Annotated in this window: 23 protein-coding genes; 17 read left to right on the top strand and 6 right to left on the bottom strand. The window is 64.3% G+C overall.

The genetic code is table 11. From position 1 onward, the window contains the following. Positions 1-7 precede the first annotated feature (7 nt). A complete protein-coding gene (locus tag BN60_RS25530; RefSeq protein ID WP_020699024.1) occupies positions 8-664 on the top strand; it encodes a hypothetical protein in 657 nt (218 codons plus the stop codon). Between the two features lie 61 nt (positions 665-725). Here the strand turns inward: BN60_RS25530 and BN60_RS25525 are convergent, their stop codons facing one another. Continuing rightward, positions 726-1,793, bottom strand: coding sequence for a ferritin-like domain-containing protein (locus BN60_RS25525; RefSeq protein ID WP_020699023.1), 1,068 nt, complete (start codon positions 1,791-1,793; stop codon positions 726-728). A gap of 149 nt (positions 1,794-1,942) precedes the next feature. On the opposite strand from BN60_RS25525, the gene BN60_RS25520 reads away from it, so the two are divergent. Both BN60_RS25520 and BN60_RS25515 read left to right on the top strand, forming a co-directional pair. Continuing rightward, entirely contained in the window at positions 1,943-2,965 is a 1,023-nt protein-coding gene (locus BN60_RS25520; RefSeq protein WP_020699022.1) for a ferredoxin--NADP reductase, read from the top strand. Then, positions 2,923-3,612 (top strand): YoaK family protein, encoded by a 690-nt coding sequence (locus BN60_RS25515; RefSeq protein ID WP_177324861.1) that lies wholly within the window; start codon positions 2,923-2,925, stop codon positions 3,610-3,612. The genes BN60_RS25520 and BN60_RS25515 overlap by 43 nt, the downstream gene beginning before the upstream one ends. Here BN60_RS25515 and BN60_RS25510 read toward each other — a convergent pair. The 3 genes from BN60_RS25510 to BN60_RS25500 all read right to left on the bottom strand — a co-directional run bounded on the left by BN60_RS25510 (position 3,596) and on the right by BN60_RS25500 (position 6,159). Continuing rightward, positions 3,596-4,210, bottom strand: coding sequence for a DUF5666 domain-containing protein (locus tag BN60_RS25510; protein WP_020699020.1), 615 nt, complete (start codon positions 4,208-4,210; stop codon positions 3,596-3,598). The two genes, BN60_RS25515 and BN60_RS25510, sit on opposite strands and share 17 nt — an antisense overlap. A gap of 76 nt (positions 4,211-4,286) precedes the next feature. Then, on the bottom strand, positions 4,287-5,354 hold the full coding sequence (locus BN60_RS25505) for a ferritin-like domain-containing protein (RefSeq protein ID WP_020699019.1): 1,068 nt from the start codon (positions 5,352-5,354) through the stop codon (positions 4,287-4,289). A gap of 106 nt (positions 5,355-5,460) precedes the next feature. Beyond that, positions 5,461-6,159, bottom strand: coding sequence for a response regulator transcription factor (locus BN60_RS25500; RefSeq protein WP_020699018.1), 699 nt, complete (start codon positions 6,157-6,159; stop codon positions 5,461-5,463). A gap of 104 nt (positions 6,160-6,263) precedes the next feature. Between BN60_RS25500 and ribA the strand changes: the two genes are divergently transcribed. From ribA to BN60_RS25485, 3 genes are all read left to right on the top strand, one after another. After that, positions 6,264-7,427 (top strand): GTP cyclohydrolase II, encoded by a 1,164-nt coding sequence (ribA, locus tag BN60_RS25495; protein ID WP_215905940.1) that lies wholly within the window; start codon positions 6,264-6,266, stop codon positions 7,425-7,427. Positions 7,428-7,450: 23 nt separating this feature from the next. Further along, the gene (locus BN60_RS25490) at positions 7,451-8,671 is read left to right on the top strand and encodes an ABC transporter substrate-binding protein (protein ID WP_020699016.1); all 1,221 of its coding nucleotides are present in this window, start codon (positions 7,451-7,453) and stop codon (positions 8,669-8,671) included. 136 nt (positions 8,672-8,807) lie between these two features. Then, positions 8,808-10,271: a GH1 family beta-glucosidase gene (locus BN60_RS25485; protein ID WP_020699015.1), complete on the top strand. Its 1,464-nt coding sequence runs from the start codon at positions 8,808-8,810 to the stop codon at positions 10,269-10,271. A 12-nt stretch (positions 10,272-10,283) separates the two neighbouring features. Here the strand turns inward: BN60_RS25485 and BN60_RS25480 are convergent, their stop codons facing one another. Further along, a complete protein-coding gene (locus tag BN60_RS25480) occupies positions 10,284-10,988 on the bottom strand; it encodes a GntR family transcriptional regulator (RefSeq protein WP_020699014.1) in 705 nt (234 codons plus the stop codon). Positions 10,989-11,379: 391 nt separating this feature from the next. Here BN60_RS25480 and BN60_RS25475 point away from each other — a divergent pair, with 391 nt between their 5' ends. From BN60_RS25475 to BN60_RS25425, 11 genes are all read left to right on the top strand, one after another. Further along, on the top strand, positions 11,380-12,222 hold the full coding sequence (locus BN60_RS25475; protein WP_020699013.1) for a VOC family protein: 843 nt from the start codon (positions 11,380-11,382) through the stop codon (positions 12,220-12,222). Positions 12,223-12,291: 69 nt separating this feature from the next. Then, the gene (locus BN60_RS25470) at positions 12,292-13,383 is read left to right on the top strand and encodes a M14 family metallopeptidase (RefSeq protein WP_020699012.1); all 1,092 of its coding nucleotides are present in this window, start codon (positions 12,292-12,294) and stop codon (positions 13,381-13,383) included. Further along, positions 13,377-14,876, top strand: a complete 1,500-nt coding sequence (locus BN60_RS25465; protein WP_020699011.1) for a class I adenylate-forming enzyme family protein — start codon at positions 13,377-13,379, stop codon at positions 14,874-14,876. The genes BN60_RS25470 and BN60_RS25465 overlap by 7 nt, the downstream gene beginning before the upstream one ends. Position 14,877: 1 nt before the next feature. After that, positions 14,878-15,891: a zinc-binding dehydrogenase gene (locus BN60_RS25460; RefSeq protein ID WP_020699010.1), complete on the top strand. Its 1,014-nt coding sequence runs from the start codon at positions 14,878-14,880 to the stop codon at positions 15,889-15,891. Then, positions 15,888-16,328, top strand: coding sequence for a PaaI family thioesterase (locus BN60_RS25455; RefSeq protein WP_020699009.1), 441 nt, complete (start codon positions 15,888-15,890; stop codon positions 16,326-16,328). The genes BN60_RS25460 and BN60_RS25455 overlap by 4 nt, the downstream gene beginning before the upstream one ends. 164 nt (positions 16,329-16,492) lie before the next feature. Next, a complete protein-coding gene (locus BN60_RS25450) occupies positions 16,493-18,115 on the top strand; it encodes an ABC transporter substrate-binding protein (RefSeq protein ID WP_020699008.1) in 1,623 nt (540 codons plus the stop codon). A gap of 119 nt (positions 18,116-18,234) precedes the next feature. Next, on the top strand, positions 18,235-19,197 hold the full coding sequence (locus BN60_RS25445) for an ABC transporter permease (protein WP_020699007.1): 963 nt from the start codon (positions 18,235-18,237) through the stop codon (positions 19,195-19,197). Then, positions 19,197-20,051 carry an ABC transporter permease gene (locus BN60_RS25440; protein WP_020699006.1) on the top strand — a complete coding sequence of 285 codons (855 nt, stop codon included), beginning with the start codon at positions 19,197-19,199 and terminating at the stop codon, positions 20,049-20,051. The genes BN60_RS25445 and BN60_RS25440 overlap by 1 nt, the downstream gene beginning before the upstream one ends. A gap of 1 nt (position 20,052) precedes the next feature. Then, complete coding sequence (locus BN60_RS25435) at positions 20,053-21,027, top strand: ABC transporter ATP-binding protein (RefSeq protein WP_020699005.1); 975 nt, start codon at positions 20,053-20,055, stop codon at positions 21,025-21,027. A 5-nt stretch (positions 21,028-21,032) separates the two neighbouring features. After that, positions 21,033-22,010: an ABC transporter ATP-binding protein gene (locus BN60_RS25430; protein WP_043284336.1), complete on the top strand. Its 978-nt coding sequence runs from the start codon at positions 21,033-21,035 to the stop codon at positions 22,008-22,010. 20 nt (positions 22,011-22,030) lie between these two features. Then, positions 22,031-22,588: a hypothetical protein gene (locus BN60_RS25425; RefSeq protein ID WP_148283523.1), complete on the top strand. Its 558-nt coding sequence runs from the start codon at positions 22,031-22,033 to the stop codon at positions 22,586-22,588. Here the strand turns inward: BN60_RS25425 and BN60_RS25420 are convergent. After that, complete coding sequence (locus BN60_RS25420; RefSeq protein WP_020699002.1) at positions 22,578-23,024, bottom strand: NUDIX hydrolase; 447 nt, start codon at positions 23,022-23,024, stop codon at positions 22,578-22,580. The two genes, BN60_RS25425 and BN60_RS25420, sit on opposite strands and share 11 nt — an antisense overlap. Positions 23,025-23,037 lie beyond the last annotated feature (13 nt).

The raw sequence follows: 23,037 nt of genomic DNA, 5'->3' as shown, positions 1-23,037 counted from the left end.
CGCCACCATGAGACGAACCATCCTGATATTGTTGCTGGTCCTGTGCGGCGTCACACCGGCGGCCGCGCAGATTCCCCCTGAATGGCAGGCTGGCGCGCAGGCGGTGATCGGCGAACTGGAACGCGATCAACCGCAGATCGCCGCCAAGCCGTGGGGATCGGAACTGACGCAGGGCTGGCACCTGGCGCGCGCCTGGCGCAAGCACAACAATGGCAATGTCGAGATCATTTTGGCGGAGTATCTGACATTCGTTGCGCTTTGCCGCCGCGGCTGCGCCGGCAGCACGGTCGAAGGCCAAGGCTATATCGGCGTCGCCGAGCAGGTGAAGGGCCTGCGCAGCCAGAATGGCGGCCCCTATGCGCTGGCGAGCAACGCCCATGCCTGGCTCGCCGCCCTGCCCGATCCCACGGGTGCCGCGAAGAAGAATGCCGCGATGTGGGACAAGGACCCCGACGTGGCAGCGGCGGATTTCGCGACCGGCAACATCTATGCGCTGGCCTGGTTGCTCGCGCGCAACCGTCCGACCCCCGCGGAACAGGCCGACACCTTCGCGCGCTTTGCCCTCTTCGTGCAGGGCAAGGCCTGGATCGGCGAGCGTTGCCTCGACATTTCTAAGGTGGCGACCGTGCTCGACGCACCGCCACGCATCGATACGTGCAAGTGAACCAGGGCCAATAAGAAAGGGGCGCCAATGGCGCCCCTTTCAAATTCCACGGATCGCGCCGCTATTCGGCGGCGATCGCGTCCTTCACGAACTTCTTGGCGTCGAAGTCTTCGGCGACCTTCATGTCGTTGCCGATCAGCTTCTCGACGTCGATCTTGGCGTATTCCATCACACCCATGTCGCCCAGTGCCTTCTGCACCTTCGGTCCGAACAGGCCGATCTCCTTCAGGATCGGCACGATACGGGTGAAGAGACGCGAGCGGAACGCCTGCATGGAGCCCGAGTTGTAGGCGTATTCCATGAGCTTATCGACCGGCAGGCCGGAGCGCATCCAGACCTCGGCCTGGTTGAAGCGATCGCGCATGAAGTAGAGCGCCTCGACGGTGAACTCCTCGCGCTCCGCCCGTTCGTGGTCGGAGAGGTGCGGGTAGTATTCGCGCAGCGCCATGCGGCCGAAAGTGACGTGCCGCGCTTCGTCCTGCATGACATAGGCATTCACCGCACCGGCCAGATTGTTCTTGGCGGTGTCGCGAATGCGCTGGAAGGCGGCGAGCGCCAGACCTTCGATCAGCACCTGCATGCCGAGATAGGTCATATCCCAGCGGCGATCGGTCAGCGTCTGCTCGAGCAGGTTCTTCAGCGAATCGGTGATCGGATAGGCCGCCTTGAACTTCTCATGGATCAGTCGCTTGTAGCTCTCGACGTGGCGCGCCTCGTCCATCACCTGCGTAGCCGCATAGAACTTGGCGTTCATGTCCGGCACGGTGTTCACGATCTTGGCGGTCGCGATCAAAGCGCCCTGCTCGCCGTGCATGAACTGGCAGATCGAATGGCACTGCAGGTTGAAGCGCAACCAGTTCTTTTCCTTCTCGGTCATCTTCTCCCAGAAGGGAGAGCCGTAGATCGGAATCGACTCGTCGGCCATGCCCATCGGGTTGTCTTCGAACAGCTCCTGACTCCAGTCGATACGCGTGCTGGTGTCCCACTGCTGCTGCTTGCCCTTTTCGTAAAGATTCAGGAGGTCGGCCGAACCGTCTTCGTATTCCCAGTTGAAGGCGATCTCGGTAGCGCCATCGAACTTCCAATTCGTGACTTCGACCGGCAGCTGATAAATCTTTTGCGTCGTCATGGGCTCTTGACCTCCTGGCGCTGAACCTAGTCCCATCCCCTGACGGAGCAGTAAACATGACGCTCCGTTCATTTTTCTGAGCGGAACCTATCACAGTCTGCTAGGAGAGTCCCGCACGGAAATCGGGGTTTTTGAGAACGGATTTATCGATGTCCTACAACAGCCTGCGCATCGCCAAGATCATCCAGGAAACGCCCGATGCGCGCTCCTTCGTCTTCGAAATTCCGGCCGATCTGGCCGAAAAGTACCGCTACAAAGCCGGCCAGTTCCTGACCTTCCGGGTGCCCCACGCGGACGGCGCCTTCAACCGCTGCTACTCGCTGTCGAGTGCCCCTGAGACCGACGGCCTGCCCAAGGTGACGGTGAAACGCGTCAAGGGAGGCAAAGGCTCCAACTGGTTTCATGATTCGCTGAAGGAGGGCGGCACGCTCGACGTGCTGCCGCCGGCCGGCCGCTTCGTGCTGGGCCAAGGCGAAGCCCCCCTGCTGCTGTTGGGCGGCGGCAGCGGCATCACGCCGATGATGTCGCTGATCAAAAGCGCCCTGAAGTCGGGCAAGCGCCGTATTCGCCTCTTCTATGCCAATCGCGACAAGCCGTCGGTGATCTTCGACGCCGAGTTCGAGGCGCTGGCCCAGGCTCACCCCGGGCGGCTCGAAGTCATCCATCACCTCGATGCGGTTCAGGGCCTGACCAAGCCCGAGGAAGTCGTCGCCGCCGTCAAGGGCTTCGAGAACGCCGAGGCCTATCTCTGCGGTCCCGGCCCCTTCATGAACATGGTCGAGGCGTCGCTCCTTGCTGCCGGCATGCCGCGCGAGCGGGTGCTGATCGAGCGCTTCGAGGCATCGGGCAACGACGCCGTTCCGGTCGAGCCGCCGGCAGAAGGCGACGTGATCCCGAGCGAGATCGTCATCCATTTCGAGGGCAAGGTGCACAAGGTGCCCTACCGCAAGGGTCTCACCATTCTCGAAGCGGCGCGCGGCGCAGGCCTCAATCCGCTCTCCTCCTGCGAGGAGGGGTTCTGCGCCTCGTGCGCGGCCAAGCGCATCAAGGGCAAGGTCGTGCTGGCCAAGAACGACATCTACACACCCGACGATCTCGCCAACAACTGGATCCTGACCTGCCAGGGCCATTGCTTCGGGCCCGAGGTCGAGATCACCTACGACGTGGTGTAGCGATTCGCATCGAACCCGTTACCCAGGCGGCTCTGCTGACGGTCGTCGCCGGCATCGCCGACGCCGTTGGCTACATCACCATGGGTGGCGTGTTCGCCGCCAACATGACCGGCAACACGGTCCTGGCCGGCATCGATCTCGCCCGGACCGACTATGTCGGCGCCTGGCATCACCTGACGCCGTTGGCCGCTTTCCTTGTCGGCGCGATGATGGCGCGCGCGCTGCTTCGCCTGCGGCGATCGCCGGTAGCTGGCCTATTGATCGAGGCGGCCATCATCGCAGGCGTAGGCTTCTTCGATATCGGCGAGGAGGCTGCCGTGATGATCGTCGCGCTTGCCATGGGTATCCAGGCCTCGACGATCACCAGCTTTGCCGGCAGTGCCATCAGCACCGTCGTGGTGACCAGCACGCTCGCCCGAACCGCCGATGCCATCGTCGACTGGATGTGGCCGGGCGCCGACGTCAAGCCGCCGTCGGCGATCAACGCCGTGCTGATGACGCTCACCTGGAGCGGCTATCTCGTGGGCGCCGTGATCGGCGCAATGCTGGTCGCGCACGTGGCCTATCCGCTGCTGGTGCCCGCCGGATTGCTGCTGATTGTCCTGCTGTTCGACCTGACGAAGCCGCGACCTACATCGGCGGCATGAGGCCGTTCTTGCCGTAGGCGATGCGCGAAGCTGCCAAGGTGCCATCGGTCCGCATCTCGGCAGCGCCGATGAAGATGCCTGTGCCGGGCTTCAGGTCAGCCTTGTCGCCCGGTGCGTAGACGACCACGACGGTCTCGGGCGTCACCACCACCTTCTTCTCGCCGTCCTTGTACTTGACGGTGAGCGTGTCGCCGTCGGTGCCAGTCACCATCTGCTCGACATTGGCGTTGGTCATGGTGGCTTGTGGCTGCAGATCCCACGGCCGATGGCCTTCGCCCGCACCACGCATCGACTCGGGAAAGATGTGCACCTCGATTGCGTGCAGGCTGCCGTCAGCCTGCGGCAACGCACTCGCCCCCACATAGGTGCCCGGCTTGATGTCGGTGACGTCGGCCTTGACCATCGCAACGACCGAGAGCGCGTCGCCTGTCACGATCTTCAGATCTGCCCCGTCGCGCGACTTTACGAGGAGCAGCGGCCCCTCGACCTTCTCGATCGTGCCACGCACGCGCATGGTCTCCTGCGCCTGAAGCGGCAGGGCGAAAGTGCAGACGGAGAGAAGCGAAATCAGGAAAGGACGGCGCGATACACTGGACACGGCGGCCTCCTGAAAGGAAGCCGCACGCTAACGCATCGCCCGCGTCGCGGGAGATCAACAGGCGGTGACTGGATAGTTACTCCGCCGCGATTGCCCGCTCGACAAACATCTTCTTGTCGAACTCCTCGGCGACCTTGCCGTCGTTGGCGAGCTGCTCGGCGACGTCGACCTTGGCGTATTCCATCACGCCCATCTCGGCAAAGGCCTTCTGCACCCGCGGCCCCCACAGGCCGATATCCTTGACCGTGGGCACGACGCGGCTGAACAGCCGGCCGCGGAAGGAATTCATCTGCTTGGAATTGTAGTGGATTTCGTCCAGCACCTTGGCCGGCAGGCCGAGTCGCTCCCATACTTCGGACTGATTGAAGCGATCGCGCATGAAATACAGCGCTTCGACCACGAACTCCTCGCGCTCGTCGCGTTCGGCCTCGGAGAGGTGCGGATAGTACTCGCGCAGGGCAAGACGGCCGAACGAGACATGGCGCGCCTCGTCCTGCATCACATAGGCGTTCACCGCGCCGGCCAGCGTATTGCCCGACTTGTCGCGGATCGACTGGAAGGCCGCGAGGGCTAGCCCTTCGATCAGCACCTGCATGCCGAGATAGGTCATGTCCCAGCGGCGGTCGGTCAGCGTCTGCTCCAGGAGCTTCTGCAGCGCCTTGTTGATCGGATAGGCGAGTTGGAACTTCTCGTGCAGCAGGCGCTTGTAGGCCTCGACGTGGCGGGCCTCGTCCATCACCTGCGTGGCGGCATAGAACTTGGCGTTCATGTCCGGCACGGTGCCGACGATCTTGGCGGTCGCGATCAGCGCGCCCTGCTCGCCATGCATGAACTGCGAGATCGAATTGGCCTGGAGATGCTGGCGCAGCCAGCCCTTCTCCTTGTCGTTCATCTTGTTCCAGTAGTCGGTGCCGTAGATCGAGATCGCCTCGTCCTTGAGCTCCATCGGATTGTCCGGATTGAGTTCCAGCGACCAGTCGAGCCGCGTGCTGGCATCCCACTGCTGCTGCTTGCCCTTCTCGTAAAGCTCGAGCAGCGGCGCGGACCCGTCGTCGTATTCCCAATTGAATTGGAGATCCGTCGCGCCATCGAACGTCCACTGGGTCACGTCGACGGGCAAGGCGTAGATCCGTTGCGTGGTCATGGCGCTGTCCCTCCCGGGCTCATTCTTGGGTTCCTGTCTCCCAGAAAGATGACGCCTTGTTCAATTTGTGGCAAGTCCCCTCTCGCATTAGGCAAATAGCGGCCGATCAGGGCTGGAGGCGGTAGCCGCCACGGTCGGTGATCAGGATGGCCGCACTGGCCGGATCCTTCTCGATCTTCTGCCGCAGGCGATAGATATGGGTTTCCAGCGTGTGGGTGGTGACGCCAGCGTTGTAGCCCCAGACCTCGTTCAACAGGATGTCGCGCGCCACCGGCCGATCGCCAGCGCGGAAGAGGTATTTCAGGATCGAGGCTTCCTTGTCAGTCAGCCGGACCTTCTTCTTGCCGCCCTTCTCCATCAGCATCTTGGCCGCTGGGTGGAATTCGTAGGGGCCGATGGTCATCACGGCATCTTCGCTGCGCTCGTGCTGGCGCAGATGGGCGCGCAGCCGGGCGAGCAGGACGTTGATGCGAAACGGCTTGGTCACATAGTCGTTGGCGCCCGATTCGAGGCCAAGAATGGTGTCGGCATCGCTGTCGGCGGCCGTGAGCATGATGACCGGGGCCCGCACACCCTGCCGGCGCATCAGCTTGCAGAGTTCCCGCCCGTCCATGTCGGGCAGGCCGATGTCGAGCAGGATCGCGTCGAAATGCGCGAGCTTGGCCTTTTCCAGCCCTTCCGCCGCCGTGCTGACCTGGATGGTCGTGAAACCATCATAGAGGTCGAGTTGCTCCGCCAGCACCGTGCGCAGCGACTGGTCGTCGTCGACCAGGAGAATCTTCTTGCCGCGATTGTTTACGGACATGCTTGTGCCACCTGCCAGCCATCCCAAAGTCACTCTATCCGGTACGATTTGGACACAAAAGCGGCCCGCTTCAGTAAAATCCCGCCGGCATGGTAGATAGAAGCATGAGTCCCGGTTCCGTTCACTCTCGCACCGCATCTGCAGTCGCCGCCGTCGAGCGCTCCATGGCCGAGCTGCGCCGCGGCGGCATCGTCGTGCTGCGCGGCGAGGACGGCAGCGGCGGCCTTGTCATTGCCGCCGAATCCTGCGGCCCGCGCGCCCTGCAGCGCCTGCAGGGCCTGGCCCAGAACGCGCCCGTACTGGTCACCACGCGCCGCCGCGCCGAAGCGATCGGCATGGATATCCCGCCGCATATCGCCGGCGGCATGGGCGAAACCAACAAGCCGATCACGCTCGACCTGCCCGAAGGCGTGCCGGTCGACATCATCCTGCGGCCGCACGAGACCGAGAATGCCGGCCGCCATGTCGCGCTGCGCCACCTGTCGCGGCCGGTCGCCAGCCACGCGCCGCAAATTGCCGAGACGGCGATCGAACTCGCCAAGCTCTCTCGTCTGCTGCCCGCCGTCGTGCTGGGACCGCTCAGCCGCGATCCCGGCAACAAACGGCGCGAGTGGGCGCGCGAACAGGACATCGTCTATGTGGATGCCACCGATGTCGCCGCCTACGAAGAGACGGCGTCTCGCAACCTGCAGCAGGTGGCGCAGGCGCATGTGCCGCTGGAAGGCGCCGAGAATGCCCGCATTCTGGCGTGGCGGCCGAGCGACGGCGGCAAGGAACATCTCGCCATCGTAGTGGGCGAGATCGACCCCACCGAGCCGGTGCTGATCCGCCTGCATTCGGAATGTTTTACCGGCGATCTTCTGGGATCGCTGCGCTGCGACTGCGGCGTGCAACTGCGCGGGGCCATCGCCCAGATCGCCCAGCATGGTTCGGGCGTCCTTCTCTATCTCGCGCAGGAGGGGCGCGGCATCGGCCTCGTCAACAAGCTGCGCGCCTACGAATTGCAGGACGACGGCTTCGACACGATCGACGCCAACGAGCAGCTGGGCTTCGATGCCGACGAGCGTATCTACGCACCGGCCGCCACCATGCTCACCCGCATGGGCATCAAGCGCGTCCGGCTGATGACGAACAATCCCGAGAAGATCGCACAGCTCGAACGCTACGGCATCGAGGTCGTCGCGCGTGTGCAGCACTCATTCCCATCGAACGGCCATAACGAGAATTACCTTCGCACCAAGGCTGAGCGAGCAGGCCATCTGCTCTAAACAAGCGACTGGAGGAAACGGTAATGGTCAAGATGCGTCGCCGCGATTTCGCGGCCGTCAGTGCTGCCCTCGTTTTCGCGCCATCTATCGTACGTGCGCAGAAGAAGTACGATCCGGGCGTCAGTGACACCGAAATCAAGCTCGGCCACACCAATCCCTATAGCGGGCCGCTTTCCGCCTACGGCGTCATCGGCAAGGCCGAAGCGGCTTACTGGCAGATGGTGAACGACAAAGGCGGCATCAACGGCCGCAAGGTCAACTTCATCACCTACGACGACGGCTACTCGCCGCCCAAGACCGTCGAGATGGTGCGCAAGCTCGTCGAGGACGACAAGGTCTTCGCGATCTTCCAGCTCCTGGGTACGCCTACCAACACGGTGGTGCACAAGTATCTGAACCAGAAGAAGGTCCCGCAGCTCTTCGTCGCCACGGGTGCTTCGAAGTGGGGCGATCCGAAGAACTTCCCGTGGACCATGGGCTGGCAACCCGACTACGCGACCGAGGGCGGCATTTACGCCAAGCACATGCTCAGCCAGCACAAGGGCGAGAAGATCGCCGTCCTCTGGCAGAACGACGACTCGGGCAAGGACTATGTCGCTGGCTTCATGAAGGGCCTGGGCAAGGAGAACGAGAAGATGGTGGTCGCTTCGGTGAGCTACGAGGTCACCGACCCCACCGTGGACAGCCAGATCATCCAGCTCAAGAATTCCGGCGCCACCGTGTTCTTCAACGATGCAGCGCCCAAGGCGGCCGCGCAGGCGATTCGCAAGGTAGCCGAACTCGGCTGGAAGCCGGCGCATTATCTCACCAACGTCTCGGCTTCGGTTACGTCGGTGTTGAAGCCTGCAGGCTTCGACGCCAGCCAAGGCATCATCACGGCAGCCTACCTCAAGGATCCGACCGATCCACAATGGGCCAGCTCCCCCGATTTCATCGAATGGAAGGCCTGGATGGCCAAGTACCACCCGACGGGCAATCCGTTGGACTCCTTCAATGCCTACGGCTACGCCGTTAGCGCCACCATGCACGACTGCCTGAAGCGCTGCGGCGACGAGCTGACGCGCGCCAACCTGATGAAACAGGCGGCCAGCATGAAGCGCCTCGTCGTGCCGATGCTACTACCAGGCATCACCATCAACACCAGCCCCACCGACTACTATCCCATCCAGTCCGTGCGGCTGCAGCGCTTCAAGAGCGAGACGTGGGAGCTGTTCGGTAATGTGCTGAGCAACGAGAGCGTCTGACCGGCGGGTACGATCCCGCCACGAGATTGAATGCACGGACTGTGCGTCGGACTGACGCGCGCACGATTATTTTATGATGAGAATGGCATGGCGGATGCTTAGTTCGGTCCATGACTGAACGAGATGTCCGGGCTCAATGCCATTCCGCCTGACTCGCCGAGCCTGGATGACGGGCGCCGGCGCCGCCGCCCTTGCAGCAACGGCGTATGGAACGGCGCACACGACGGTCCGGACATCGCCGCCCACTCGCCGAGCCGCAACGGGTTTCCCGGATGGCTTTCGCTGGGGAACGGCGACGTCGTCCTACCAGGTCGAGGGTGCCACCCAGGTCGACGGCCGCGGTCCTTCGATCTGGGACACGTTCGCTCGGGAGCCCGGCCGCATTCGCGACGGCTCGAGCGGCGAGACCAGCGTCGATCACTATCACCGCTACAAGGAAGACGTCGCGCTGATGAAGTGGATGGGGGCGCAAACCTATCGCTTCTCGATCGCCTGGCCGCGCGTGTTTCCCGACGGCCGGGGCAAGGCCAATCCCAAGGGCTTTGACTTCTACGACCGCCTGGTCGACGAGCTGCTTGCCGCGGGCATCGAACCCTTCGCGACGCTCTATCACTGGGACCTGCCGCAGACCCTGCAGGAGCGCGGCGGTTGGGAGTCGCGCGACACCGCCGAGGCCTTCGGCGACTACGCGTCCCGTGTCGCCAGCAAGTTGACGGATCGCGTGCGTCAGGTTTTCACGATCAACGAGATGCAGACCTTCGTAGAGCAAGGTCATCGCAGCGGTGTGTTCGCCCCAGGCCTCAAGCTCGACGGCGCCCGGCTCAACCAGGTCCGCCATCACGCCGTACTGGCGCACGGCCTCGCCGTCCAGGCGGTGCGCGCCAGCGGCCGGCGCGGCACCAGGGTCGGGCCGGCGGAGAACATCGCTACGGCGGTCCCCGCGATCGAAACGGTCGAGAACATCCGCGCGGCCGAACTGGCAACACGCGAACTGAACGCGCCCTACCTCACGGTGATGATGGAGGGCCGCTACACCGATGCCTATCTCGCCGCAGCCGGCGCCGACGCGCCCCGCTTCACGCCGCAGGACCTGAAGACGATCTCCAGCAAGGTCGATTTCGTCGGCCTGAATGTCTACGCCCCCAGCAAGTACGTTTTGGCCAGCGAGGCGGCGCCCGGCTTCGTCGAGGTGCCGCTCCAGGCGTCGCATCCACACATGGCGTCGCCCTGGCTGACCCTCGGACCGGAGGTGCTCTACTGGGCGCCGCGGCATGCCGCCAACCTTTGGAAGGTGAAGGACATCTTCATCACCGAGAACGGTGCATCGGCCACCGACGAGCCTGCCACCGATGGTACGGTCTACGACGTCGATCGCGTGATGTACCTGCGCAACTGCCTGATGCATTTGCAGCGCGCTACCGACGCAGGCGTCCCGGTGCGGGGCTATTTTCTATGGAGCCTGCTCGACAACTTCGAGTGGGCCGACGGTTACGCAACGCGCTTCGGCATCGTCCATGTCGACTATGCGACCCAGAAGCGGACGCCGAAACTCAGCGCTTCGTTCTATCGCGAGGTCATCGCCCGCAACGCACCCGCGTAGGAACCGGGAAAATCAGCTCCGCCGCGGGACCGCGGTGGCACCGCTCAGCAGGGCATCCATCATGAGCCGCCGCGAGTTCTCCAGATGCCGGCGCGCGACGCGCTCGGCGGCCGCCCCATCGCCGCTGCCCAGCGCCTCGATCAGGTCGCGATGATCGCCGCCGATCGACTTGACGCGTTCGATGACGAAGGTGAGCAGATGCATTGTTCTCTGGCTCTCCTCGAGCAGCGTCGCCACGATCTGGGTGAGCCGTTCGTTGCCGGCCGCCCGTGTGATCTCGATATGAAAGGCGTTGTTCACCTCGATCCAGCGGCGTTCGCTGCGGCGGTCGCCGGCCCGGATCCCGGCGGTGATGCGGTCCTGCAGCTGGTTCAGAAGGGTGATGTCGGCACGACCGGCCGCCAACCGCGCCGCCACCGGCTCCAGGATCAGGCGCACGCCGAAGACTTCGTTTAGCGATTCGATGGAGAGCGGCGCCACCGTATGGCCCTGACGCGGCCGGGCGATCACCAGTCGCTCGCGCGACAAGGCCGCCAGCGCCCAGCGAACTGGCGCCTTGCCAACGCCATACAAGTCGGCAAGCTGGCTTTCGCTGCAGGATTCACCCGGCACGAAGACGCAACCGATGATGTCCCGCCGGATACGCCGGTAGATTTCCTCGCCGAGCGAACTGGCTGCGGCGGTCATCTTGCGCTTGCCGCGCAGCTTCGACGCCATAGACACCATCCTTGCCCGGAAATCTCGCCTTGAGGAACGACCGGCCCGTGACATGTCACAGGTCGGTCGTTCCATCAACTATAATACCCATTAGACAACCATCTTGGACCGGCGAAACGAGTGCTACCAACCTTTCCTTGACTCGTGACATGTCACGATGCTTTCGTTCGCGACAAGCAACTTCTGGTGCGAAACGGTGATACCGTCATGCAAGGAGCCTGCCGACGGATATCACTCTCGCCTGGAGGCGGGAATTTGGACATTCATTCTACGAACATGATGAAGGTTGGAAAACGTTTCCTCTCATGAGCCAAACGACCGGGAATATAAAAAAAACTGACGTGAGCGGCGTGCCAAGATACGCCACATCAGTCGGCAAAAGGGGTTCTGCATGACATTGCCAGCGGCGACGCTCGATCACGTGGTCATCAATGCGCGCGACGATATGGATCGCGCGGCCGACATCTATCGCCGGCTGGGTTTCACCCTTACCGAGCGCGGTTACCATTCGCTGGGTTCGATGAACCATCTCGCGATGTTCGGCACGGATTATCTCGAGCTGATCGCGATCCCCAAGGGCGCCACTGGCGGCCGCCTGGACCTGCTCGACTTCTCCTATGGCTTGAATGGCCTGGTTTTCGGCTCCGAGGACTCCGCCATCACCTACGGCGCCCTGGCCAAGGCCGGCGTGCCGGTCGAACCGCCGGTCGAGTTCACGCGCCCGGTCAAGGTCGACGGCGCCATGCGCGACGCACGCTTTCGCACGGTGCGCATGAAGGCAGGTGTCGTACCCTACGGCCGCGTCTACTACTGCCATCACTTCACCCGCGATCTCGTCTGGCGCGATGAGTGGCGCCACCACGCCAACGGCACGGTGGCGATCGCGCGTGCGTTGATCGTCGAGGCCGACCCGGCAGCGGGCGCCCAGCTCTATGCTGACATGTTCGGAAAAGAGTCGGTGCGCGACATCGAGGGCGGCAAGACGGTCGTCGTCGGCAATTCACGCTTCGACATCGTCACAGAGGCCCGTCTCAAGGCGGAATTCGGCGATGCGGTTCCCGAGTCCGATGGCCGCAAGGCTTACATGGCCGGCCTCACCTTCCGCACGACGTCGGTCGCCAAGGCGGCACGTGCCTTGCAGGAAGGAAAGATCGGCGGCGTGACCGAGAGTGCCGGCCGGCTCGTCGTACCGGCAAAGCAGGCGCTGAATGCCGTGCTGGAGTTCATCGAATAGCCGGAAAGCGCGATCAACAAAGCCGCGCCGAGCCGTTGAACGGGTCGGTCGGCGGCCGAGAAAGGGCACATGGAATACTACGATTGCTTCGCGGCGAGCTATGCCAACGCGCGCGCGAAATTCCTGAAGGCGGCGACGGCGGCGAAGGCCGACGTCCGCTCCTATATCCATCCCGCGAAGAAAGCCCCGGACGGCGGACCGCTGGCGATCGACGTTGCCTGCCTCGGCGATCGCAAAGCGCCGCGGCAAGCCCTGTTCGTGAGCGGCACGCACGGCCAGGAAGGCTTCTCCGGCTCGGCAGTGCAGATCGGCTGGTTGATGAACGGCGGCGCCGAGCGCCTGCCCGACGGCGTCGGCGTCGTGCTGGTGCATGGCCTCAACCCCTACGGCTTCGCCCACTTCACGCGCACTACCGAGAACAACGTCGACCTCAACCGCAACTTCGTCGATCGCGATGCGGGGGCCACGCCCGACAATCCCCACTACGAGACGCTGCATGACGGCCTACTGATCCGCGACTGGACCGATGCCGAGAATGCCAGGGTCAACAGTGTCCTCGAAGGATTCGCGAAGGCCAACGGCCAGGACACGTTGTTCGACACTCTGGCGCGCGGTCAGTACCGGCACCAGGACGGGCTGATGTTCGGTGGCAAGGACCGGGAATGGTCCAACCGCACGCTGGAAACGATCGTCCAGGAGACCTTGTCGGCCGCCGAGCGCGTGGCCTTCATCGACTGGCACACCGGCATCGGCGACTACGGCAAGCCGTTCTTCCTCTGCTTCAACGAGGCCGGCGGTCCGTTGTTCGCCCGTGCTTGCGACTGGTGGGGCAAGGAGAATGTCGACGGCGTGCGGCCGCACGGCATGGCGCGGCCGAACTATACCGGGCTGGTCTTCCACGGCGTGCAGCGCTTCCTCGGCAATCGCCCGATGTGTGGCGCCGTGATCGAATTCGGCACGCGTGGCGTCAACATGCGCCGCGTGCTGCGGCTCGACCAGTGGCTGCGCCGCCAGCACGGCCTGGATCCCGACACGCGCGCGACCCTGCAGGCCGACATGATGGACGCCTTCTGTCCGTTCGACGGTCAGTGGCGCCAGGACACGCTCGATACCGGCCTCGAACTCACCGACCAAGCGATTGCGGGACTTGCGAAATGGTAACGATCAAGTGGGACAATCAGGGTGATGCGATCTCGCGCGACGTGCCGCCGAGCGGCGTGGCGCTGATCGATGTCGGCGGTAACAACGCCGAACGCACCTATACCTATGCCGATCTGCTGCGGCTGAGCGGCGCCGTCGCCCGCGGGCTCCTGAAGCGCGGTCTGCAGCGCGGCGACCGCGTGGCCATCCTGTCCGCCAACCGCGCCGAGTTCCTGTTTACCTTCCTGGGCACCATGCAGGCCGGCCTGGTCTCGGTGCCGGTGAACTACAAGCTGCCGGCCGAGACCGTCGCCTACATCGTGGGCGACTGCGACGCCAAGCTGGTGATCGGCGACGACCAGCGCCTGGCCCTTGCACCCGATAGCGTACCCAAGATTTCGTTCGACCGGGATTTCGCCGACCTTCTGGACGAAGGCCCCTTCACGCCGCTGGCAATGAAGGGCGAGGAACCGGCGATGTTCCTCTACACCTCGGGCTCGACGGGCCGCCCCAAGGGGGTGGTGCTGTCGCACTACTCGCACCTCTGGGCGATCAGCCAACGCCAGCGCCGCGGGGGCGCGTTCGGCCAGCGCTCCATCGTGGCGGCACCGCTCTATCACATGAACGGTCTCGCCATGTGCCAGACCACCTTCTCCCACGGCGACACCGTGGTCCTGCTGCCGCAGTTCACCGCCAAGGGCTACATCGAGGCAGCCGCCGCGCATCGCGTCGCCTTCCTCACTTCGGTCCCGACCATGATCGCCATGATGCTGCGCGAGCGCGAGCTGCTGGCGAAGAACGACCTGTCGGCCGTCGAGGCCGTCCGCATGGGCTCCGCGCCGATCACGCAATCGCTGATCGACCAGGTCCGCAAGGTTTTCCCGACGGCGCAGATCAGCAATGGCTACGGCACCACCGAGGCCGGTCCCGTGGTTTTCGGCCCGCATCCCGACGGCATCCCGCAGCCCGAACTCTCGACCGGCTATCCGCATCCCACCGTCCAGCTCCGTCTGGTGCGCGACGGCAAGGAAGTGAACGACGAAGGCGTGCTCGAGATGAAGTGCGGCGCCCTGATGACGCACTATCACAAGCTGCCCGAAGTCACGGCCAAGGCGATGACGCCGGACGGCTACTACCGGACCGGTGACGTCTTCCGCCGTGACGAGAACGGCTTCTTCTTCTTCGTGGGCCGCGCCGACGACATGTTCGTCTGCGGCGGCGAAAACATCTATCCGGGCGAGGTCGAGAAGATGCTGGAGCGCCACCCCGGCATCCATCAGGCCGCGGTGATCCCGATTCCCGACGAACTCAAGGGCCACAAGCCGATCGCCTTCGTCGTCAGGACGCCCGACGCCACGCTCGACGAACAGGCCGTGAAAACCTACGCGCTCGCAAATGCGCCGGCCTACCAGCATCCGCGGCGCGTGATCTTCGTCGAGGAGATGCCGCTTGCCGGCACCAACAAGATCGACAAGCGCGCGCTTGCCCAACGAATCCCAACTGGAGAGATATGAAATGAAAGCAGCAGTTGTCCGTGAGCATGGCGGGCCGGACCGCCTGGTCTACGAGACCGGCTTCCCCGACCCGACGCCGGGCGAAGGCGACGTGATCGTCGCGGTCAAGGCGTCGTCCCTCAACTACCACGATGTCTTCACCCGCCGCGGCATGCCCGGCATCAAGGTGCCGATGCCGGCGATCATGGGCCTCGACGTGGCCGGCGAGATTGCCGAAGTGGGCCCCGGCGTCACCGGCTGGAAGAAGGGCGACCGTGTGCTGGTCGATCCGATCAACCGGGTCGAAGGCGGCCTGATGGGCGAGACAGTGCATGGCGGCCTGGCCGAGCTCTGCAAGGCGCGCGCCCACCAGCTCATCCGGATCCCCGACGGCGTGAGCTTCACCGATGCGGCGGCCCTGCCCGTGGCCTACGGCACGGCGCTGCGCATGATGGTGACCAACGGCCAGGTGGCCAAGGGCGAGAAGGTGCTGATCCTGGGCGCCTCGGGCGGCGTCGGCGTCTGCTGCCTGCAGCTCGCCAAGCTCGCAGGCGCCGAGGTCATCGCCTGCGCCGGCACCGATGCCAAGGCCAAGCGCCTCGCCGAACTCGGCGCCGACAAGACGATCAACTACATCGAGAAAGATTTCATGAAGGAAGTCTTCGCGATGTACGGCAAGCCGACGCGCCGCGGCTCGGGCACCGACCAGGGCCTCGACGTGGTGGTGAACTATACCGGCGGCGACACCTGGGTGAACTCGCTCAAGTGCCTGAAGGTCGGCGGCCGCTTGCTGACCTGCGGCGCCACGGCCGGCTACGATCCGAAGGAAGATATCCGCTTCATCTGGACCTTCGAGCTGAAGGTTCTGGGGTCCAACGGCTGGGTCCGCTCGGACATCGAGAAGCTTCTCGAGCTTGTTCAGAGCGGCAAGCTCAAGGTACTGGTCGACAAGGTCTTCCCGCTCGCCGAGGCTCGCGAGGCACTGCGCGTCATCGAGGATCGCGAGGTGTTCGGCAAGATCGTGGTGACACCATGAGCAAGGACAACGGCGAAAAGCTACAGCCGCTCACCGCCCAGGAAATGCAGGCGCAGCTCGACCGCTCGCCCTTCATCGCCTTTCTCGGCCTCAAGGTGACGGCAACGGATCCGGCGCGCGAGGAGGTCACCATGACCTGCACGATGAAGCCGGAGTTCGAGCGCGGTGCCGGCTCCGGCCAATGGCATGGCGGCCCGATCGCGGCGATCATCGACACGGTCGGCGATTATGCACTGGTGATGGCACTGCGCCGCGGCCTGCCGACGATCAATTTCCGCGTCGACTATCTGCGACCCGCGATCAAGACCGCGCTCACCACGACAGCGCGGGTGCGCCGCGCCGGCAAGAGCGTCGGCGTCGTCGATGTCGATGTCTACAACGACCAGAAAGCGTTGGTGGCCGTCGGCCGCGCAACCTACTCGACGTTACCGGCCTAGCACCGCCCTTCTCGACCTCCCCCGCCCGCCGGGGGAGGTGGCTGAGGGTGGCGGACGGCCGGCAGGTATGAAGATTGCTTCGTCATCGGACAACGAAACATGAAAGACAACGCGGAAGGCACCGCGGACGACAACGGGGAAGACTAGGGGAAACGGAGGGGTTCATGAGCAACAACGACTACATTACACGGCGCATCTTCAGTGTCGGCGCCATGGCAACCGGAATTGCGGCGGTAACGCCGGCCTTTGCACAAGGAACGCCGGCGCAAGGCACCCCCAAACGGGGCGGCACGCTGGTGGCAACCTGGGGCGGCGGCGAGCCGCAGGCCTGCTACGTACCGGCGGGCGGCGGGTCCAGCCCGACCTTCTCCTCGTCGAAACTCTTCGAACGTCTGGCCAATCGCAACATGGACGGTGTCTTCGAAGGCGCCCTGGCGGAGAGCTGGAAACCGTCGGCCGACTTCAAGTCCTACACCATCAAGATCCGCAAGGGCGTCAAGTTCCACGACGGCAAGGAGATGACCGTCGACGATGTCGTCTATTCGATCGGCGAGATCTGGAAGAAGTACGCAGCCGCGTCGGCGATGACCGACTTCGTGAGTGTCGAGGCGCCGGACGCCGATACCGTGGTCATGACCTATTCCAAGCCGACGCCGGAATTCTTCTTTGCGTCGACCTTGTCGGCCAACGTCAACTACATCCTGCCCAAACACATCTACGCCGGCAGTGACCCAATCACCAATCCGGCGAACAACGCACCGATCGGCACGGGTCCGTGGAAGTTCAAGGAATGGGTGCGCGGCAGCCATTTTGAGTACGTCAAGAACGAGAATTACTGGCAGAAGGACCTGCCCTATCTCGACCGCCTGATCATCCGCTACGTGCGTGATCCGGCCGGCCGGGCCGCGGCCATGGAGGCGGGCGATATCCATATCGGCGTCTTCAACCCGATCGCTCCGCCGGACATCAAGCGTCTGACCGCCACGGGCAAGTTTGTGGCCACGTCCAAAGGTTACGAGGAGGCAGTGTGGTCGACCACGCTGGAGTGCAACATGCGCAACCCGGTCTTCGCCAAGCGCGAGGTCCGGCAGGCCATCTTCCACGCCATCAACCGCGAATTCATCGCCAAGACTGTCTACTACGGTTACGCCCGGCCGGGCACGAGCCCGATCTATTCGCCAAACAAGGAATTCTTCACGGCCGATACCTACAAGACCGGCTTTGATCCGAAGAAGGCGGCGGCGCTCCTCGACGCGGCGGGCTTTCCGAAGAAAGCCGACGGCAAGCGCTTCACCGTGAACCTACTGGCGGCGGGCTGGTTTTCCGACAACGGCAAGGTCGGCGCCTACGTCAAACAGGCGCTCGAGGATGTCGGGGTCGGCGTCACGCTTTCGGTGCCCGACCGCCCGACCTCGATCAAGCGCATCTACACCGACTACGACTTCGACCTGGCAATCTCCAACCAGGCCAATCCGTCGGAGCCGATTCCGACCACGACCCAGTATTTCACCACCGACGGCATCAAGAAGGGCGTGCCCTTCCGCAATGCCAACGGCTACTCCAACCCCGATCTCGACGCCCTGGTCGACAAGATCAAGGTCGAGACCGATCCGGTGAAGCGCAAGGCTCTGGTGGTCGAGTTCCAGAAGATCACCACCCAGGAGGCGTCGCTACTGCCACTGACCGAGCTGGAATCGATCACGGTCGCCAGCACCAAGGTGCAGAACCACTCCAACGACCCCAACTACCTCGCAGCCGGCTGGGCGGACATATGGCTGGCGAGCTAAAGGAGGCGGGCTCGGCTGCCGCTCCCGCCGTTCCTCCCGCTCCCGCCGCCGTCCTCCATCCGTCGAGCGCCCTTCCTCGCTCGGCGGCAGCTCGGACGAAGGGCGGGTCCTCCCGCCGGATGGCGGCGCTCAAGCTCCTGCGGCGACGGCTGATCCAGGCCGTGCCGCTGATGCTGGGTGTCGTGATCATCAACTTCGGCCTGATCCAGCTCGCGCCCGGCAGCTTTCTCGAGCTGATGACGGCCGAGAACCAGGTGAGCGACCCTGCCACCATCGAGCTCCTGCGCAAGACGTACGGGCTCGAGGATCCGGTCTGGATGCAGCTCCTGAAATATATCTGGGCGCTGCTGCAGTTCGATTTCGGCTTCTCCTACCGACAGAACATGCCGGTGATCCAGGCGATCTGGATGCATCTGCCGGCAACTCTGCTGCTGATGGTGTCGAGCATTACCCTCGCCGTCTCGGTCGGCGTCGCCGCCGGCGTCGTCGCCTCGATGAAGGTCCGCACTTTCTGGGACAGCCTGGTTTCAGTCGCGGCCATGTTCTTCTACGCTGCACCGAGCTTCTGGCTCGGCATCATGCTGATCGTGCTGTTCTCCGTGAAGCTCGGCTGGTTGCCGGTCGGCGGCATGATGAAGATCGGCGGCGGCGGCGGGATACTCGACATCCTGCACCACCTCATCCTGCCGACTCTGGCGCTCGGCCTGTTCTATGCCGCGACCTACACCCGCGTCATGCGATCCTCGATGCTGGAGGTGGCACAGGCCGACTTCGTGCGCACCGCGCGCGCCAAGGGGCTCAGCCGCAACAAGGTGACGATCAACCACGTCCTGCGCAACGCACTGCTGCCCGTCGTCACCATTCTCGGCGTACAGATGGGCACCGTGCTGGCCGGCAGCGTGGTGATCGAGAGCGTGTTCAGCTGGCCCGGCATCGGCTCGCTGCTGTTCGACAGCGTGAGCTCGCGCAACTACCCCGTGGTGCTCGGCATCATGGTGCTGGGTTCGCTGGTCGTCATCGCCGCCAATATCACCGTCGACCTCATCTACATGTGGCTCGACCCACGCATCGAGATCCGCTGATGGCCAGCCTTGCCTCCCCGCGCTTCGAGTTCTTCGGTCGCTTCGCGCGCAATCGCGGCGCGCTGGCCGGCGCCTGCCTGATCCTGGTGGTCGCCCTCATGGCCATCTTTGCTTCGGTCCTCTTTCCCGGCGATCCGCTGCGCATCGTGGGCATGCCGGAACTATGGCCGGGCGAGGATCCCGAGTTTCCACTCGGCACCGACTCGCTCGGGCGCGACATCCTCGCCATGATCGTACATGGCGCCCGGGCGACCCTGCTGATCGGCCTGTTCGCCTCGGCCGTCGCCACCTTCATCGGCGTCGGCGTCGGCGCCACTGCCGGTTACTTCGGCGGCTGGATCGACGAAATCGTCATGCGCCTCGCCGAGCTGTTCCAGACCATTCCCAACCTGATCTTCGTGCTCACCATCGTGGTGATCCTGGGCTCGACGCTCGACAACATCGTCGTCGCCATCGGCGTGGTGACCTGGACGCCGATTGCACGCATGACGCGGGCGGAGTTTCTGGCGCTGCGCGACCGCGAATTCGTACAAGCCTGTCGGTCGATGGGCATGGGCGACTTCAAGATCATCGCCACCGAGATCCTGCCCAACGCCCTGCCGCCGGTCATCGTACTGTCTTCGCTGGTCGTGGCTGGCGCCATCCTGTTCGAATCGGCGGTGTCCTTCCTCGGCCTCGGCGACCCCAACATCGCGAGCTGGGGGCGGCTGGTCGGCGACGGCCGGCTGCTCATCCGCAGCTCCTGGTACATCTGCGCCATTCCCGGCGTGGCCATCATGCTCACCGTGCTCTGCCTCAACCTGGTCGGCGACGGGCTGAACGATGCGCTGAACCCCAAGCTCAGGGATCGCTGAGATGGCATCGCCTCTCGAAGTGCGCGATCTGCGCACCACGCTGTTCACGCGCCGCGGCGAGATGAAGGCCGTCGACGGACTGAGCCTCACCGTCGGCGCCGGCGAAACCGTGGCCCTGGTCGGCGAATCCGGCTGCGGCAAGTCGCTGTCGGCGCTGTCGATCATGCGTCTGCTGCCCGATCCGCCCGCGCGCATCATCGGTGGCGAAGTGCGGCTGAACGGACGCGACATCGTCGCCTTGTCCGAAGACGACATGCTCGATGTCAGGGGCAAGGAGATCGGCATGATCTTCCAGGACCCGATGAGTTCGCTGAACCCGGTCGCCACGATCGAAAAGCAGATCGTCGAGGTGCTGACGGCCCATGCCGACCTCAGCCGCAGGGCGGCGCGGGCGCGGGCTCTCGAACTGCTCGAACTGGTCGGCATGCCCGACGCCGCCCGCCGCCTCGACGCCTATCCACACCAACTCTCCGGCGGCATGTGCCAGCGGGTCGTGATCGCCATGGCGATCGCCTGCAGCCCGTCGGTGTTGATTGCCGACGAACCGACGACGGCGCTCGACGTCACGGTGCAGGCGCAGGTGCTGGCGCTGCTGAAGAAACTGCAGACCGACGCCGGGATGGCGATGATCTTCATCACCCACGATCTCGGCGTGGTAGCGGAGACCGCCGACAGGGTCGTGGTGATGTATGCCGGCCGCAAGGTCGAGGAGGCGAGCGTCGACGATCTCTTCGAGGCCCCCCTGCATCCCTATACGGTCGGACTGATCGGCGCGACGCCGACGCCGGGGGCGGAACGTGCCGAACGCCTGGCCGACATTCCGGGCATGGTGCCCCCGCTCAATGCCCTGCCGCAGGGCTGTGCCTTCGCCCCGCGCTGCAAGCGCGTGATGGAACGATGCCTCGGCGAACGGCCGACGCTGCGCGAAGCCGCGCCCGGCCGGCTGGTCGCCTGCTTCGCCGTCGAAGGAGGCTGAAAGTCATGTCACCTTCAACGTCAACGTCCCCCTCACCCTCGACATCGCTTCTGTCCTTGCGCGACGTCCATGTCCGCTTCAACACCGCCGCCGGCGTCGTACGCGCCGTAAGCGGCGTCAGCCTCGATCTCGCAGTCGGGGAGACCCTGGGGCTGGTGGGCGAGTCGGGCTGCGGCAAGTCCACCCTAGGCAAGGCGATCATGAAGCTCGTTCCCGCAGCGGCCGGAGAAATCCGCGTCGAGGGGATCGATATCGCACCGCTGGCACGCGCCGAGCTCACCGACATGCGCCGCAAGGTGCAGATGATCTTCCAGGACCCCTATGGCTCGCTCAATCCACGGTCGACCGTGGGCCGCTCCGTCGCCCAGCCCATGGTGCTGGCCGGCTGGAAGCCGGACGCCATCGCCGCACGGCTGGAGACGCTGCTCGGCTGGGTCGGCCTGCCGTCGGAAGCCAAGCAGCGTTTCCCGCATGAATTCTCCGGCGGCCAGCGGCAGCGGATCGGAATCGCCCGGGCGCTGGCACTCGGCCCCAAACTGATCATCTGCGACGAGCCGGTCTCCGCCCTCGACGTCTCGGTACGCGCCCAGGTGATCAACCTGCTCGAGGATCTGAAGACCGAGTTCGGTGTCTCCTATCTGTTCATCAGCCATGATCTCAGCGTGGTCGAGCATATCGCCGACCGCGTGGCCGTGATGTATCTCGGCACCCTGGTCGAAATCGGCGGCCGCGATCAAATCTGGCGCACCCCGCAGCATCCCTACACCAAGGCCCTGCTGGCAGCTGCGCCCATTGCCAATCCCAAGATCGCGCGGACGCGCCAGCGCACGGTCTTGCAAGGCGAGCTGCCGAGCCCGCTCAACCCACCGGCCGGCTGCCCGTTTCATTCGCGCTGTCCGATCGCTCAGGATCGCTGCCGGACCGAGCGGCCGGCACTCAGACCTGTGAGCAACGGTGCGCAGGCGGCGTGCCATTTCGTCTGACAGCTCTGTATGATCGGCGCATGAAACGATGCGCCTTGTCGGCTGGCCTTGCCGCGCTCCTGCTCTCGCCCCTCGTGGCGACGGCACAGACCATGGAGTTCGCTTGTCCCGAGCCGGGCACGACGTTCACCTACGACAGCGGCGTCAAAGTCGTGGCGCGGGGCCGCGAGGGCATGACCTGCACCATGGAACGGGTCGGCGGCGCGCCTTTCAAGCTCAGCGCCCTGCTGTTCGACAATCCTTCGCCGGACGGCGCGAACCTGTCTGCCTATATCGAGGCACTCCGCCCGGAACGGCTCTGGCCGCTCGAAGTTGGCAAGAAAGTCGAGGCGCAATACTCGGCGGGCGGCGCCACCTGGAACTATCTGTTCACGGTCGTGCGCTACGAGCGCCGTACCGGTCCGGCCGACAAGATGATCGACACCTTCCTGATCGAGATGACCGAACAGGGCAGCAAAGGGCAACGCTCGGTCTCGCGCTGGTGGATCTCGCCTGCCGACAAATTCGCAATCCGCTATGACTTCAGCGACGGTACCGGCAAAGCCAACCGAGCGGTGGTGACCGAAGTCACACGGTAACAGCGTCGAGCATCTCTACGAGGTTCTCCGGCCAGACCGTCGCCTTCGCCTCCAGAAGGTCCTGCCGCGACCACCAGCGATGCTCGACCATGACCTCGCGCTCGAAGTCGGTCCAGCTTTCCCATGACAGGGCGTCGGCGGCGACCCGAACCACGAAGTATCGCTCGTCCGATATCGCGTGCTCGCCGTCGGGCAACTGCAGGGCGACTTCGCGGCGAGCGATTTCCATTCCCAGATCGTTCCGCCGCAGGCCGGTTTCCTCCATCAGTTCGCGAACGGCGGCCTGCTCCAGGGTTTCGCCCTCCTCGACCCCGCCTCCTGGCGTCGCCCAGAAATCCTGGCCGGCCAGCGGGCCCTTCCTGTGCACGAATCGGAACAGCAGAACGTGCCCGGCCTCGTTCAGGATCAGGAACCGGGCCGACAAACGCCTGCGCATCACGCCTCTCCGA

Origin of the sequence: Reyranella massiliensis 521, from assembly GCF_000312425.1 — a bacterium.
Classification (GTDB): Bacteria; Pseudomonadota; Alphaproteobacteria; order Reyranellales; family Reyranellaceae; genus Reyranella; species Reyranella massiliensis.
This window is presented reverse-complemented; position numbering and strand designations above follow the sequence as displayed.

Bases quoted from the DNA above. Each gene is read 5' to 3' on its own strand.
- BN60_RS25530 (WP_020699024.1), top strand. From the start codon at position 8: ATGAGACGAACCATCCTGATATTGTTGCTGGTCCTGTGCGGCGTCACA.
- BN60_RS25525 (WP_020699023.1), bottom strand. From the start codon at position 1,793: ATGACGACGCAAAAGATTTATCAGCTGCCGGTCGAAGTCACGAATTGG.
- BN60_RS25520 (WP_020699022.1), top strand. From the start codon at position 1,943: ATGTCCTACAACAGCCTGCGCATCGCCAAGATCATCCAGGAAACGCCC.
- BN60_RS25505 (WP_020699019.1), bottom strand. From the start codon at position 5,354: ATGACCACGCAACGGATCTACGCCTTGCCCGTCGACGTGACCCAGTGG.
- BN60_RS25500 (WP_020699018.1), bottom strand. From the start codon at position 6,159: ATGTCCGTAAACAATCGCGGCAAGAAGATTCTCCTGGTCGACGACGAC.
- ribA (WP_215905940.1), top strand. From the start codon at position 6,264: ATGAGTCCCGGTTCCGTTCACTCTCGCACCGCATCTGCAGTCGCCGCC.
- BN60_RS25490 (WP_020699016.1), top strand. From the start codon at position 7,451: ATGGTCAAGATGCGTCGCCGCGATTTCGCGGCCGTCAGTGCTGCCCTC.
- BN60_RS25485 (WP_020699015.1), top strand. From the start codon at position 8,808: ATGCCATTCCGCCTGACTCGCCGAGCCTGGATGACGGGCGCCGGCGCC.
- BN60_RS25480 (WP_020699014.1), bottom strand. From the start codon at position 10,988: ATGGCGTCGAAGCTGCGCGGCAAGCGCAAGATGACCGCCGCAGCCAGT.
- BN60_RS25475 (WP_020699013.1), top strand. From the start codon at position 11,380: ATGACATTGCCAGCGGCGACGCTCGATCACGTGGTCATCAATGCGCGC.
- BN60_RS25470 (WP_020699012.1), top strand. From the start codon at position 12,292: ATGGAATACTACGATTGCTTCGCGGCGAGCTATGCCAACGCGCGCGCG.
- BN60_RS25465 (WP_020699011.1), top strand. From the start codon at position 13,377: ATGGTAACGATCAAGTGGGACAATCAGGGTGATGCGATCTCGCGCGAC.
- BN60_RS25460 (WP_020699010.1), top strand. From the start codon at position 14,878: ATGAAAGCAGCAGTTGTCCGTGAGCATGGCGGGCCGGACCGCCTGGTC.
- BN60_RS25455 (WP_020699009.1), top strand. From the start codon at position 15,888: ATGAGCAAGGACAACGGCGAAAAGCTACAGCCGCTCACCGCCCAGGAA.
- BN60_RS25450 (WP_020699008.1), top strand. From the start codon at position 16,493: ATGAGCAACAACGACTACATTACACGGCGCATCTTCAGTGTCGGCGCC.
- BN60_RS25445 (WP_020699007.1), top strand. From the start codon at position 18,235: ATGGCGGCGCTCAAGCTCCTGCGGCGACGGCTGATCCAGGCCGTGCCG.
- BN60_RS25440 (WP_020699006.1), top strand. From the start codon at position 19,197: ATGGCCAGCCTTGCCTCCCCGCGCTTCGAGTTCTTCGGTCGCTTCGCG.
- BN60_RS25435 (WP_020699005.1), top strand. From the start codon at position 20,053: ATGGCATCGCCTCTCGAAGTGCGCGATCTGCGCACCACGCTGTTCACG.
- BN60_RS25430 (WP_043284336.1), top strand. From the start codon at position 21,033: ATGTCACCTTCAACGTCAACGTCCCCCTCACCCTCGACATCGCTTCTG.
- BN60_RS25425 (WP_148283523.1), top strand. From the start codon at position 22,031: ATGAAACGATGCGCCTTGTCGGCTGGCCTTGCCGCGCTCCTGCTCTCG.
- BN60_RS25420 (WP_020699002.1), bottom strand. From the start codon at position 23,024: ATGCGCAGGCGTTTGTCGGCCCGGTTCCTGATCCTGAACGAGGCCGGG.